Source organism: Pseudoxanthomonas sp., from assembly GCF_036845285.1.
In the GTDB taxonomy this organism is placed as follows: domain Bacteria; phylum Pseudomonadota; class Gammaproteobacteria; order Xanthomonadales; family Xanthomonadaceae; genus Pseudoxanthomonas_A.
On the sequence record NZ_DAIUEE010000013.1, the window covers coordinates 79,392 to 93,794 of the forward strand.

8 protein-coding genes are annotated in these 14,403 nt (G+C 63.3%); all 8 read right to left on the bottom strand.

Annotated features, from left to right (window positions below):
- Positions 1-56: 56 nt before the first annotated feature.
- Positions 57-1,694 carry a glucoamylase family protein gene (locus V7060_RS15085; protein ID WP_334180070.1) on the bottom strand — a complete coding sequence of 546 codons (1,638 nt, stop codon included), beginning with the start codon at positions 1,692-1,694 and terminating at the stop codon, positions 57-59.
- A gap of 93 nt (positions 1,695-1,787) precedes the next feature.
- Entirely contained in the window at positions 1,788-4,814 is a 3,027-nt protein-coding gene (locus tag V7060_RS15090; protein WP_334180071.1) for a TonB-dependent receptor, read from the bottom strand.
- Between the two features lie 389 nt (positions 4,815-5,203).
- Positions 5,204-6,721, bottom strand: a complete 1,518-nt coding sequence (locus V7060_RS15095) for a tryptophan halogenase family protein (protein WP_334180072.1) — start codon at positions 6,719-6,721, stop codon at positions 5,204-5,206.
- A 130-nt stretch (positions 6,722-6,851) separates the two neighbouring features.
- Positions 6,852-9,839 (bottom strand): TonB-dependent receptor, encoded by a 2,988-nt coding sequence (locus tag V7060_RS15100; RefSeq protein ID WP_334180073.1) that lies wholly within the window; start codon positions 9,837-9,839, stop codon positions 6,852-6,854.
- Positions 9,840-9,939: 100 nt separating this feature from the next.
- Entirely contained in the window at positions 9,940-10,968 is a 1,029-nt protein-coding gene (locus V7060_RS15105; protein ID WP_334180074.1) for a LacI family DNA-binding transcriptional regulator, read from the bottom strand.
- A 183-nt stretch (positions 10,969-11,151) separates the two neighbouring features.
- Complete coding sequence (locus V7060_RS15110) at positions 11,152-13,413, bottom strand: glycoside hydrolase family 3 N-terminal domain-containing protein (RefSeq protein WP_334180075.1); 2,262 nt, start codon at positions 13,411-13,413, stop codon at positions 11,152-11,154.
- Between the two features lie 86 nt (positions 13,414-13,499).
- Positions 13,500-13,769, bottom strand: coding sequence for a BolA family protein (locus tag V7060_RS15115; protein WP_334180076.1), 270 nt, complete (start codon positions 13,767-13,769; stop codon positions 13,500-13,502).
- Positions 13,766-14,065, bottom strand: coding sequence for a YciI family protein (locus V7060_RS15120; protein WP_334180077.1), 300 nt, complete (start codon positions 14,063-14,065; stop codon positions 13,766-13,768). The genes V7060_RS15115 and V7060_RS15120 overlap by 4 nt, the downstream gene beginning before the upstream one ends.
- Positions 14,066-14,403: the final 338 nt, after the last annotated feature.

The following is a 14,403-nucleotide window of genomic DNA, read 5'->3' on the forward strand; positions in this document are numbered from 1 at the left end:
ACCCTGATGCGTGCCGGAGAGACCCTGGCTGGCGCACACGGTTCCATGCGGACAGCTTACTCTGGCTGCTGCGGGCGCACCGCCTCGGGCTGTGCCGCCTGGTTGGCGCGCGACTCCGCCGTTCCCAGCGCACGCGCCGCCGCCGCATCGAGATCCGGCGGCGCGGTCGGCGCGGTCTCCGCGCCCGCTGCGGCCTGCCCCGCCTTCGCGTCCAGCCAACCGCCCTGGAAGCCGGCCTTCTTCAGGCCATCGCGGATGTACGGATTCTTCTTCATCACGCTCCAGACGAAGTCGTTCCGGTAGTTCGCGATCATCGCCAGGATCGGACCCTGGTCGATGCCGATGTAATCGCTCGCCACCCAGCCCTTGCCCGGCACGATGCGCCCGGTCTTCAGTGGAATGTCGTAGTCGAAGCTGGGATTGAACGAATCCAGGAAACCGTAGCTGGAGTAGAGATAGTCGCCGTAACGCCGATGCATTTCCTCGGTCGCCGGAATCACGATCTCCGGCGCGAACGGCAGCGAGGCGATGGCGGCGGTCGGCGCAATGGTGCCGTCGTCGAAGTTCTCGCGGAAGCCCGCGCCACGGGCCGAATAGTGGCGGAACGGACGCTGCTCGCCGCGGTATTCCTGCAAGGTCTGCTGCGGGCCGTCCGAGGCGGTCAGGCCCCAGACGTTCTCGCCGTAGTCCTTCCACTTCATCGGGTTCTCGATCGCATACGCACGTTGCGCATACGTGGCGCGACGGCTGTTCTCGAAGTAGTCCATCCCGCGCTCACGCATGTACGCGTCCTGGATGCCACGGAAATCGATCCAGACATGGCTGTACTGGTGGCCGAAGTGCGGCGCGAAGGTCAGGTATTCCTGTCCCTGGAACACGCCCCACAGTTCGCTGTAGCTGCGCGTCCACACTTCCCACGCTTCCGGGCCGACCGGATGCGTCGGCGACGCCATCGCCAGCACGTAGACCATCATGGCCTCGTTGTAGCCCTTCCAGTCGTGCGGAATGACGCCGCTCTCGGGGAACCAGCCCATCGAGATCAGCGGCTTGTTGTTCTGCAGGAACGTCCAGTCCACGCGCTTGTAGATCATGTCGGCGATCGCGCGGATCTCCTTTTCGCGTGCATCGTCGCGGTCGTAGTACGACTGCGCGAACAACACGCCCATCAGCAGCAGCGACGTGTCCACGCTGGAGAGTTCCACCCAGGTGTTGAAGCGCTCGCCGGTATTCATGTCAAGGAAGTGGTAGTAGAACCCCTTGTGGCCGGCCTTCCCTTCCTTCTGCGGCCCCTGCGGCACATCCCGCAGGAACTTCAGCGTGGTCAGGGTGCGATCCACCGCCTGCGTACGGCTGACCCAGCCGTTCTCAATGCCGATGGGGTATGCGGTCAGCGCATAGCCGATCGACGCGATGCTGGCGAACGGACGCGACGGATAGCGGTCCGGCGTCATGCCGTTCGTTTCGTTGGTGGTGTCCCAGAAGAACTGGAACGTGCGGCGTTCGATATCGCGGAACAGCGGCGGCAGTTCGGGCTTCGCCGGCGGTTCCGGCTTCGCCACCACCACGGGCGCGGCTGCCGGCTTTGCGACCGGTGCGGCTTTCTCTTCCGGCGCCTTCTGGCAACCGGCGATCAACAGAGTCAGCGCGACGCCGATGAACCAGGACGTACGCGGGGCTGGGGTGATCTTGTTCAAAGCGTTTTCCTGTTGTAACCGATTCCAAAAGAGCGTCAAACAAACCCGCCGGTCAGGCGACGCCGATGGGCGCCGCCCGAGGGCGGGGGCGACTTACCAGTCGAGGCCGAAGGACAACTTGAACGTCCGGGTAGGCAACTCGATGCTGTTGCCGTTGCGTTGCCCCACCGTGGGATTCATAGGCCCACCGGCAGGCCCCCAATTGGTGTTGAACGATGTCCAATTGCGCCAGTTGAAGGCATTCAACAGGTCAGCGCGCACCTTGAAAGTAAGATCGGTACCGGTGTCCCAGCGCTTTTCCAGGGCCAGATCCAACTGCTTGAAGCCCAAGGTGCCGTCTGGGGTGACCGGATCGTGGTACGCGCGCAGGTCGTTGCAAGTCGCTACTCCCGTCACCGGTGCGCACGTGTTGGGGGCGGGCGAATTAAGGCGATTGATGGACGATAGCGGCTTCGGTGTGGACAGGATCAACTTGCCACTGAAGATAAGATCCCAGCCCGGCGAATAAATGCCTGACAAGACCAGGCGATGCTTGGCCACGCCCGTCGATTCGTAGAACTCGTTACTGACCCACGGATAGTCGAATACGAATGTCGCATCCGATGTCGTCGAACCAGGCCGGTTCTCTTCGCCCTCGCTGTACGTATAAGCGAGATTGACGCCCCACTTCGATGCCTCGGTATAGGGCTTGTCCAGCGAAACCAGCAGCGAGGTGGTGCGGTACTCGAAACCATTCACACCAAGTAGCAGATTACTCTGTCCAGCGGGGTTTCCAGGACCACCGCCGTATGTCTGACCTTGCGCCTCAAATTGATGGAAACTGCCATCCGGACGCCGGCGGCCAGTAGGAAAATAGATGCCATCGTAGCTACGGATGTGCGACACGGCGACGGACGAGTTCCAGTCTTGTTCCCATAATGCGAAGGTATTGCGCATGCCCAAGCTGAACTGGTCCGAGTACGGCGTTTTGATTTCGTTGTCAATCAGAAGCACTTCACCATTGGCATTGATTGGATTGGCCGCCAAGTAGGCGGCAATGCCGTCTTCCGTCAGCAGTGCCGGATTCCAAGGCACACAGGCCCGACTCGCATTGCAAGGATGAAGCGCCGTTGCGAAATTGAGCGTGGCGTTGGCCCTCGACCCCGCCGTGAACTCGCGCGCCATGTGATCGAAGATGTTGCGATCGTAGGCCCGGCCGACTCCGCCGAAGATCACATGCCGCTGATCACCGAATAGGTCGTACGAGAAACCCAGACGCGGCTGGATGGCGCCCTTGAACGCAGAGCGGTTGTTGCCGTTGCTGATGAAGTCTTCGATGTTGTAGTCGAGATTCGTGATGCTCGCCGCATAGGCGCGTACGGTCGTGGCGATGGTGGGATTCAGTACGTAGTTCTCGAAGCTCGGATTTCGCTCGTAATCCCAGCGGACACCCAGGTTAAGCATTAGCTTCTCGTTGACCTCCCAGTCGTCCTGGATGTAGACGCCGAACTGCTTATTCTCGGACAAGACGTTAGGCGAGCGGCCCGGACGCACCGCGTTGTAGGTCAATTGGTATGGAAGACCTGAAGGATCGTTGATGTCGTAGGTATATTGCGTCGGAGGGTTCGAGAACGAACTCAGGTCAACCTGCTTGTACTTTATGCCCATCTTCAGGGTATGGCCTTCCCAGCCGAACCAGGTCAGGTCGTCCTGTACGCTCCAACCCTTCTGCCCCTTGTCCTGGTTGTTGGTGCCGGCGCCGATCCACAACACGCGCGTATTTCTGGTCGGGTCGGTCTGGTTGGGTTCGACGACCGTGTAGAAAATAGCAGGCCCCGACACCACCGCGGACGGGTTGTAGGCGGACTCTTCGTAGGTGAGGTGCGCATCGTTCAACCAATTCATGGAAGTGAACTGATGGCGCAGGTCGATGCGTGTTTCGTCGTTGACTAGCGCAGTGGCGGCGGATTCAGTCCGCGTGCCACCGACATCCAGCAAGCCCACTTCATCACGATACTTGGCCGAAAGCTCGAACAAGTTCGACTCATTGGCCAACCAGCTCAACTTGCCGAAATACACTTCTTGCTTGAAAGGCTGGCTGGTAGGGCCGTAGTAGCTGGTGATCCAGGAAGGCAATTGTTGCGAACTCACCACGGCCGACGGCGGTGCAAGCATCCGTGGCACGATGTAATCCTTGGCTTCGTACGTCACGAAGAAATGCAGTTTGTCCTTGATGATCGGCCCACCGAATGCAAGACCGTATTGCTGGGTGGATTCCTCGGCCTTTCTACCCGCAACTTCCTCCTGTGGCGTCGGCCTGCGCCACGCATCGGATGTGCGATCCCAGAAAAAGCTGCCGCTGAACTCATTGGTGCCCGACTTGGTCACCGCCGTCACCGCCGCGCTACTGATCTGGTCGTACTCGGCCTTGTAGTTCGAAGTGATGACTTTGTACTCACCGATCGCAAGTTGCGGGAACGGATTTCCGCGACTGTCATCCTGTCCGGTCAGGCCACCGGGCGTCACGTAATTCTTCTGGCCGACACCATCAATGTAGACGTTGATGTTGTTGGCGCCCTGGGCGCCGCTGCGCAACTGCGATTCGCCGTTGCCGGACGCGACGGTGAACTCCATGCCCGGTACCAGGTCGGCGAACGCCAGGAAGTTGCGCGAATTCTGCGGCAGCAGTTCAATCTGCTTGTTCGACACGTACGTCGCCACTTCCGACGTCTTGGTTTCCACCAGCATCGGCGCGGTGACGCGCACGGTATCCAGCGTGGTGGCGTCGCCTGCCGGTGCGGACACCGGCGGCGCCTCCTGCAGGTTCAGCGTGGCGGTCTGGCCCACGGCCAAGGTCACCGCGCGGCTGCTGGTCTGGCCGCCGGCGTTGACCTCGATCCGGTACGTGCCTGGCGGCAGGCCGCCGATGTTGTAACTGCCGTTGGACGCTTTTGCCGTGCGGGTAAGACCGGTATCGACATTGGTAACGGTGACGGTCGCGTCGGCGATCGCTGCGCCGCGCAACGTGGCAGATGTCGATTGCGCCAGCACCTGGGGCGCGGCCATTGCCAGACAACTCGCCAGGGCGCAGGACAACAGCTTGCGATTGGGATGGAACATGGTCCGTGCGTGATGCTTCATTGGTCTCCCCTCCAAGAATGAGGTACCGCGTCCGCAGTACCGATAACGCGTGTAATCGATTACATCGCGATTCAAAAAAAACCGGCTACATCCGGGTGTAGTGCAGCATGTCGATGCTCCCCGCGCCGACCGTGCCACTACCATCGCGCTCCGGCACTGGATGCACGCGCAGTGCCGCTACTGCGTCCATCCTTCGAATGAACGCGAAACCATCAGGACAGCTCTGTGTCACGTCCGCCCTCCACGGCCGACTCTTCACATCCGGCAATGTAACCGTTTTCAGAGCGAGGGGCAAAAGCATTTGCCCGGCCAGCGGAACAGCATCCAAGCCACTGAAGTGCCAAAGGAAATCATCCAGGTTTTTGCTGCATCGCAACGCGATGGGGACATCACGGCGCAGCCGCGCGGCAGTGCCGGTCGATGAAGGCCTGATGCGCCGGCATGGCATCCACGCAATTACTGACGATCCTGCCGACGCCCGAAACGAATCCCTCCAGTTCTTCATCCGACAGCTGATCCACGAACGGGTGGTAGCTGCGAGGAACGATGCCCTGCCCCAGCATCACCTGCACCCAGCTCATCTCGGCGAACATCTCCTCGCCATTACGGTAGAAACGGCCGCTGTCGCGGAACAGCGTGATGACGTCCTGCAGTTCCCGAGGGATCGACATGTCGCGGCATTGCCGCCAGAACGCGGTGTCGTCGCGCTGGGTGGCGTGGTAGTGCAGGATCAGGAAATCGCGGATGCGTTCGAAATCGAACACCATCTGCGTGTTGTAGCGGTCGATCAGCGCCTGGCTGAAGCCATCGCGCGGGAACAGACTGAGCAGGCGCATGATGCCCGACTGGATCGAATAGATGCTGGTCGCCTCCAGCGGCTCGACGAAACCACTGGACAGGCCGATCGCCACGACGTTCTTGTTCCAGAACTGCTTGCGGCGACCGGTAACGAAACGCAGCGGGCGCGGATCGTCCAGCGCGCGGCCATCCAGGTGTTTCAGCAACGTGGCGGCCGCCTCGTCGTCGCTGATATGGGCGCTGGAATAGACGTAGCCGTTGCCGGTGCGGTGCTGGAGCGGGATGCGCCATTGCCAGCCAGCTTCGCGTGCCGTAGCGCGTGTGTACGGCGTCGGTGGCCCCACGTTTTCGCAGGGCACCGCCAAGGCACGGTCGCAGGGCAGCCAATGATTGAATGCCACGTAGCCCGTCTTCAGGGCCTCTTCGATGAGCAGGCCGCGAAAGCCGGAGCAGTCGATGAACAGGTCGCCACGGATCGTCTCGCCGTTGTCCAGATCGATCGCTTCGACGTGGCCGGACTCGGGATCCAACGCCACGCGCGCAACGATGCCTTCGGTGCGCTGGACGCCGCGCTGTTCGGAGTACGCACGCAGGTAGCGCGCATACAGGCCGGCGTCGAAGTGGTAGGCGTAGGCGATATTCGCCAACGGCGACGTCTGCGGCACGTCATTGGCCGAGACCATGAACTTGCCGCGCGGGGCCGCGAGCGAACTCAGTACATAACTGCCGATGTCGTCGGCCTTGCCGGCGCGCGAAGCCTTGATCCAGCACTGGTGGAATGGAAGCAGACCGAGGTTCTGCCCGATGCCATTGCCGAAACCATGCATGTAGGTATCGCCGACCCTGCCCCAGTTGTTGAACTGCACGCCCAGCTTGAACGTGCCCTGGGTCTTGCGGACGAAGTCGGTCTCGTCGATCTGAAGCAGGCTGTTGAACAACCGGATGTGCGGGATAGTGCCCTCGCCCACGCCGACGGTGCCGATGGCTTCAGATTCGACCAGTCGGATCGTGTAGGCACTGCCAAGCACTTTGGACAGTACCGCGGCCGTCATCCAGCCTGCGGTTCCGCCGCCCACGATGACGATGGTCCTGATTGCGTCTTCGCTCATCGAACTCCACCTCTCTCACGTGAATGCCGGGTCGGCGACGCGCCGGACATCCATCCGTTGGATCTGGGAACACCCGCAAGACAAGACCCGCCGAAGCGGGTCTTGTGGTTGTTGCACGACCGTTGGATCGTTACCAGATGACGCGGGCACTCAGGAACAGTGCGCGCGGCTGGGTGAATTGCGACCCGTAAGGCTGCTGCGACACCTGCGGGTTGTAAACGCCGCCGCCGCCCCAGTTGATGATGTAACCACTCAAATTGTCGTTGTTGAGGGCGTTCATCAAATCAGCACGCACCTGTACGGTCACGTTCTCCGTCACGAACATGTCCTTGGACAGCGACAGGTCGAGCTGCTTGACACCAAAGGTCTGCGGCGCATCCAGTGCCACCGGCCTCGGAAGTGTCGTGTCCGGTGCGCCATAGTTGTACCAGCCCACGACTTCGTTCAACGGCGGCGGGGTGGACAAGGTCAGCTTCGCGGAAGCCGTGATGTTCCAAGGAAGATCGTAGATGCCCGTCATGACCAAGCGATGCTCGGGTACGGCCTTCAGGTCGATGAAGGGGTACTGCTCGATGGTCGGTGCGTCGAACGCATAGTGCTCGTCGCCACCCCGATTGCCCTTGGCATGCGACCACGTATAGGCAGCCGTGAAGCCCCAGCCGCTTTCCTTGGTATACGGCTTGTCCAGCGACAGCAGCAACTGCGTGGTCTTGGTCTCGATACCGTTGTCGCCCAGGATCAGCGCGCCGAAGCCTGGCGGCGTATGGCCCCAGGGCTGCGAACCGTTCTGGTACCAGTCGCCATTCGGGTAACGGTTGCCGAGGGTGAAGACGAAACCCTCCTTGCTGTGGATGTAGGCGAGCGTGGCTGACGTGTTCCATTCACCGACGCTGTTGCGCATACCCAGCGAGATCTGGTCTGAATACGGCGTCTCCAGATCGTTGTTCAGCAGGTCGATCTCGCCGTTGCGAACGCGCGACGTTGCCAGAGAAGCCAACGCCGCCGGATCGGTCAGGTATGCCGGATTGAACGGGGCGCAGCTGTTCGGCGTCGGAGTGCAACCGGTGACATCGGAGAAGCGCACTTCATAACCCGATAGCGCGGACTTGACCTGTTCCAGACCCATGTAGTCGTAAAGGTTGCGATCGTAGCTGCGGCCGATACCACCGAAGATCACGTGCCGCTCGTCGCCGCCCAGATCGAAGGAGAAGCCCAGGCGCGGTGCGAAGTTGTCCTTGTCCGCCTTGCGGCTGTTGCCATTGCTCAGATAGTCATTGATGTCGATGCCGCCCTTGAGGAGCTGCTCGGCATAGGTCGCGCTGATGGCAGGATTCGTACCCGGCCCTGTCAGCGCCGCCCTGACTTCGGCCGGCGTGACGTTGTCGACGTAGGAGGGGATCTCTTCGTAATCCCAGCGCAGGCCGATGTTCAGCTGCAGCCTGTCCGTGACGTTCCAGTCATCCTGGATATAGAGACCCAGCTGCTTGCTCGCCGTGGTGACCGAAGGCGTCGCACCCGCAAACGGCAGGTTGAACTTCACCATGTAGGGGACGGTCGCCGTACCGACCGGCAGACCGGGGATCGATCCGTCGTTCACCGCATAGTAGAACGAGGGATTGGAGATCGAGTTTTCGCTTTGCGTCAGGTCGACCTGCTTGTACTTGATGCCGGCCTTGATGACATGGTCACCCAGGGAGGTGAAGGTGATGTCGTTCTGGAACGCAGGACCCTTCTGGCCTTTCAGCTGGATCGCCAAGCCGCTGGTGGCATCATCGAACAGCACGACATCGTTCTGGACAAGACCACGGGTGTAAACCGACTGGTTACCGATCGTATAGGCGGTGGGATTGAAGAACGCATCTTCGTACGTGATGCGCATTTCATTCAAATACGACTCGCCGTAATGCTCCCAGCTCAAGTCGTAGCGCTTTTCCGAGTTGTTGTTGACTTTGGCTGCGTCGGCGGTGGTGGTATTACCCACGCTGTCACGGCTGTCCTCTTCGCGGACCTTGGCCGAGAACTCCAGGCGATCGTTGTCGCCGATGTCCCAACTCAACTTGCCGAAGTACAGGTCTTCCTTGAACGGACGCGTGACCGGACCCAGCTTGGCCTGCACGTCCTGCGGCAGGAAGGCGCCAATGCCAACGTTCATGCCCGGCACGACAGGATCGGCACTGATCTCGAAGCCCTTTCCTTCATAGCTGAAGAAGAAGTGCATCTTGTCCTGGATGATCGGGCCACCCAATGCGAAACCGTATTCGTCCTGGTGGGTCTTCTGCTTACTCTTTCCGGGTTCAAGTTCAGCTGCCGTCGGCTGCCGGAAACTGCTGTTGGTCGTACGGCCGAACACCTCGCCGTGGAACTCGTTGGTGCCCGACTTCGTCGATGCGACGATCGCCGCCGAACCGACCTGATCGAATTCGGCCTTGTAGTTCGACGTGATGACCTTGTACTCGCCGATGGCGAGCTGCGGGAACGGGTTGCCTGCGCTCTGCTGCTGGCCGGACACACCGCCGAACAGATAGCTCTTCTGGCCGACGCCGTCGATGTAGACGTTGACGGCGCTGGTGGTCTGGGCGCCACCGCGGATATCGCTATGGCCGGAGCCATCCGTCGTGAACTGCATGCCCGGCACGGTGTCCGCGAACTCGAGGAAGTTGCGGGTCAGCTGCGGGACTGTGTTGATCTGCTTCAACGACACGTTGGTGCCGACTTCGGAGGTCTTGACCTCCTGCAGCGGCGGCGCAGTCACGCGCACCGTGTCGAGGGTAGTCGCGTCGCCCGCCGGAGCAGCCGGGGCGCCCGCCAGATCGAGATTGACCGACGTGGCGACCTGCAACGTGACGGTGCGTTCCGTACCACCGGCCGATACGGAATAGGTGCCCGGCGGCAAGCCGACCAGCGCATAGTTGCCGTCCGAGTTCGCGGTGACGACGCGCTTGGAGCCGGTCGCGGTGTTGGTGGCCGTGACCTGCGCGCCTGCTTCGGCCTTGCCGCGCAAGGTGGCGTTGGACGACTGCGCCAGCGCCTGCCCGCCGGCGATGAGCAGTACGCTGGCCAGCGCACAGGTCAGCAGTTTGCGTTGGGGTTGTGTCGTAGTGCGGTTGCGGTGCTTCATCTGGCTCTCTCCCTCCAAAAGATTGAACATCATGTTTCGGCGTTTTCGCCGCTTGTAATCGGTTACAGGTGCAGTAAAAAAAAACCGCCCCCGGTCATGCTCATTCCTTTGCGTGCCGGCCTTCCCCCACGCTCGATGCCCTGACCACCAACTCCGGCACCAGCATCGAAGACGGCGCCACGCGCGCGCCGTCGGACTCGATCGTTTCCAGCAGCCGGCTCATCGCCTGTTCCCCCAGTTCGGCAATACTGACCCGCATCGTGGTCAAGGTCGGGTGAACGAAACGCGCCAGCGGGATGTCGTCGAAGCCGGCCAGCGCGATGTCCTGAGGGACACGCACGCCGGCTTCGTTGAAGGCGTACAGGCAGCCCAGCGCCATCATGTCGTTGGCGGCGAACACGGCGTGCGGCTTCTCCGCCGACTGCGTGATGCGCTTGCCCGCCTCGTATCCGGACGACTCGCTGAAGTCGCCGGCGAACTCCTGGACCTGCGTGCCGGGCACGAAGCGCGCCATCGCATCGCGGTAACCGCGCAGGCGTTCGCGGGCATCGAAGTTGCCCTCGGGACCGCCGATGAAGGCGACGCGGCGATGCCCGGCCTGTGCCAGATGCTCCACCATCGCCACGGCAGCGCCGTAGTTGTCGATGGTCAGCGCCGGGTACGACGCATCCTGCACATCGGTGTTGATCAGCACGACGGGCAGCGACGACGGCAGGTTGTCGACCAGGAAGCCGGGACGGTCGGTGTAAGGCGACAGCACCAGCAATCCGTCGACACGACCCCGCATCGCGCGCAGGGCTTCGCCCTGCTCTTCCGGATGGCCGTGGTAGCTGGAGACCAGCAGGTGCTGGCGGCGTGCACGGGCGACCTGGTCGACACCGCGGATCAGTTCGGAAAAGAACTCGCCGTACAGGTCGGGCAACACCACGCCGATGGTCTGGGTGCGCCGGCTGCTGAGGCTGCGCGCGGCGGCATGCGGCTGGTAGCGCAGGCGGTCGGCCGTGGCGAGGACCTGCTGGCGGACGGATTCGGCGACGTTCTCGTGGCCGTTCAAGGCACGCGACACGGTGGCGACGGAAACCCGCGCCTCACGTGCGACATCCTTGATGGTGACCGAGGTTCGCGCCATTCCCCGCCCCTCCGCGGTGATGACAGCCTTGAGTGGCGCGGACTGTAACCGTTTTCACGGAAACGTGTAAAGCCCGCGTTATTCGACGCTCAAACCCTCACGAATTCATGCACTTACGGACACTGGCAGGTATCCGCAAGTATTTTGCATTGCAGCAAATCCATGCGGCTGCAACGCGTGCATTTACTTGGCGGCGACCTCGAAGGCGACCTCGCGCGTGCGGTCGGAACTGCCGCCCACGAACGCCGTGAACGTACCCGGCTCCACCACCTGCTGCATGCGGTCGTCGTACATCGCCAGGTCTTCGAACCCGAGGTCGAACGTGACCGTCTTCGACTCCCCGGGCGCCAGCGACACACGCTGGAAGCCGCGCAGCTGTTTCACCGGACGGGTGACGCTGGCGACGTCATCGCGCACGTACAGCTGCACCACCTCCTCGCCCGCCCGCTTGCCGGTGTTGGTGACCCTCACGCTCACCTGCTGTTGCAGGGCGGACGGCGCCAGCGTCTTCTTCGCCACCACAGGCGCGTCGTAACGGAACGTCGTGTAGCTGAGTCCGTGGCCGAAGGCGTACAGCGGCGTCCACGGTACGTCGAGGTACTTGCTGGTGTACTTCTCCTGCTCGCTCGGCGGACGACCGGTGTTCTTGTGCGCGTAGTAGATCGGCACCTGGCCGACGTTGTGCGGGAACGTCACCGGCAGCTTGGCCGACGGGTTGACGTCGCCGAACAGCACGTCGGTGATCGCATGCCCGCCCTCCACGCCCGGGAACCAGGCCTCGAGGATCGCCGACACCTTGCCCTTCAGGCCACCGATGGACAGCGGGCGTCCATTCAACAGCACGGCCACCACCGGCTTGCCGGTCGCGGCCACCGCCAGCGCGAGTTGTTCCTGCACGCCCGGCAGGTCGAGCGAGGTACGGTTGTTCGCTTCGGCGCTCATGTCGGGATGCTCGCCGAGGAACATCACCACCGCATCGGCCTGCTTCGCCGCCGCAACGGCCTGTGCGAAGCCGGAGGTGTCCTGGCTGTCGATGTCGGCGCCTTTCGCCAGCACCAGGCGGGTGCCATCCCCGAGCGCCGCCTTCAGGCCTTCGAGCGGGGTGACCGCATCCTCTTCGCGTCCGGCCACCGCCCAGTTGCCGAGCATCGCGCGGCGATGGTCGGCGAGCGGGCCGATCACCGCCAGCGTGCGCACCGACTTCGACAGCGGCAGCACGTCGTTGTCGTTCTCCAGCAGCACCAGCGATTTCTGCGCCATCCGGCGTGCGTCGGCGCGGTGTTCCGGTGTCAGCGTCATCGCGCGCTCGTGCGCGCCATCGTCGGTGCAGGAACGGTAGGGATCGTCGAACAGGCCCAGCCGGTACTTCGCGTTGAGCACACGGCGCACCGACGCATCCACCTGTGCCATCGGCACCCGACCCGCCTTCACTTCGGCCGGCAGGTCCTTCACGTAGATCTGGCTGACCATGTCGACGTCGACGCCGGCACGCAGGCCCAGCGCGCCCGCCTGCTTGCGGTCGGCGGCGACGCCATGCGGCATCAGCTCCATCACGCCGGTGTAGTCGCTGACCAGCAGGCCGTCCCAGCCCCAGGCCTTGCGCAGCAGGTCCTCGATCAGCGGCCGGTGCGCATGCATGGGGACGCCAGCGACCTCGTTGAAGGCCGCCATGATCGATTGCGCACCGGCATCCACCGCCGCCTTGAACGGCGGCAGGTAGACCTCGTGCAGGGTGCGTTCGGAGATGTCGGCCACGTCGTAGTCGCGGCCGCCTTCGGCGGCGCCGTACGCGACGAAATGCTTGGCCGTGGCCAGCACGGCGTCCGGCTTGCGCAGGTCGTCGCCCTGGAAACCGCGCACGCGCGCCGCCGCCAGCACCGACCCCAGGTAGGGATCCTCGCCCGCGCCTTCCACCACCCGGCCCCAGCGCGGATCGCGCGCGATGTCGACCATCGGCGCGTAGGTCCAGTGGATACCGTGGGCCGCCGCTTCGATCGCCGCGACGCGGGCGGCATGCTGCACTTCGACCGGATCGAAACTGGCGGACTCGCCCAGCGGCACCGGGAACACGGTGCGGTGGCCGTGGATGACGTCGTAACCGAACAGCAGGGGGATGCCGAGCCGCGACTGCTCCACGGCGATCCGTTGCAGGCGGCAGGTCAGCACGGCGCCCTGGGTGCCCAGGTAGGAACCGATCTCGCCGCGGCGGATCTGGTCCTCGTTGCCGGTCATCGCCGCCGGGCCGGTGTTGTTGCCCACCCCGGCAGGCTGGTTCAGCTGGCCCAGCTTTTCCTCGACGGTCATCTTCGCCAGCAGCGCGTCCACGAAGGCCTTTTCGGCCGGCGTGGCGTAGACCGGTGGCTTGGCCGTCGCAGGCGCCGCCAGCAGGACGGCCACCAAACCGAACAGCAGTGGTCGCGGCGAGACAAGGGATTTCTGCTTCATGGCGCCCTCCCGGCATATCGAAGGGGGCCGAATGTAAACGTTTTCATGCTGCCATGCATGCGGCGGCGCCAAATGGCGGACGAACCTCAGCGGGCTTCGCCGGGCGTGCGGGCGTCGATGGCGAGGGCGTGGATGTCCGTCTGCATCATGTCGCCCAGGGCGGCGTACACGGCCCGGTGCCGGGCCAGCGGTGCCTTGCCGGCGAAGGCCTGGCTGGTGATCCGGACGGTGAAATGGCCGCGCCCATCACGGGCACCTTCGTGCCCCGCGTGCTTGTGGCTGTCGTCCAGCACCTCCAGTGCTTCGGGCTGCAGTGCACCCTGGAGCGCAGCACGGATGCGTTCGATGCGGCTCACGGCAGCACCTTGCGGAACGGACGCACGTCCACGCGGGCATACACCCCGGCCGTCACGTAGGGATCGGCATCGGCCCAGGCCCGGGCGTCTTCCAGCGAATCGAATTCGGCGATCACGATGCTGCCGCTGAAGCCGGCAGGACCGGGATCCTCCGCGTCGATCGCCGGACAGGGGCCGGCCAGCAACAACCGGCCGTCGTCGCGCAGCGCGGTCAGGCGTGCCAGATGCTCGGCACGCGCCGCCAGACGGCGGGACAGGACGTCGGGGCCGTCATGGCCTTCAATGGCATACCACATGGTGTTCACTCCAAAGGCGAAGTCTGAATTGTACGGGCCGGGACACCGGCGGGCGCTGGACACGGTCTGGGCCAAGGCTTACCCTGTCCCCCATTGCACGGCCGGAAGCAGCGGCCCGTCCAGGGGAACCACCGGCCACGCCGGACTCCCTGACCCGTCAAGGGACCACCGGGACGTTCGATTCGCTGCCCCCACCCGCCCGCGCCCGACGACCTCTCGCTGTCCGCTGCCGCATTCCTGCGGTGTGCTTTGCTGGTTGCTGTAAGGGAAGCGTTCGCCCTGCGACGCATGATGATCTTGGTTGGTGCATTGCCGGTGCCGCGCCGTCCTGCCGCGCG

Coding starts and splice junctions, on each gene's coding strand:
- V7060_RS15100 (WP_334180073.1), bottom strand. CDS start 9,839: ATGAAGCACCGCAACCGCACTACGACACAACCCCAACGCAAACTGCTG.
- V7060_RS15120 (WP_334180077.1), bottom strand. CDS start 14,065: ATGTGGTATGCCATTGAAGGCCATGACGGCCCCGACGTCCTGTCCCGC.
- V7060_RS15095 (WP_334180072.1), bottom strand. CDS start 6,721: ATGAGCGAAGACGCAATCAGGACCATCGTCATCGTGGGCGGCGGAACC.
- V7060_RS15110 (WP_334180075.1), bottom strand. CDS start 13,413: ATGAAGCAGAAATCCCTTGTCTCGCCGCGACCACTGCTGTTCGGTTTG.
- V7060_RS15105 (WP_334180074.1), bottom strand. CDS start 10,968: ATGGCGCGAACCTCGGTCACCATCAAGGATGTCGCACGTGAGGCGCGG.
- V7060_RS15090 (WP_334180071.1), bottom strand. CDS start 4,814: ATGAAGCATCACGCACGGACCATGTTCCATCCCAATCGCAAGCTGTTG.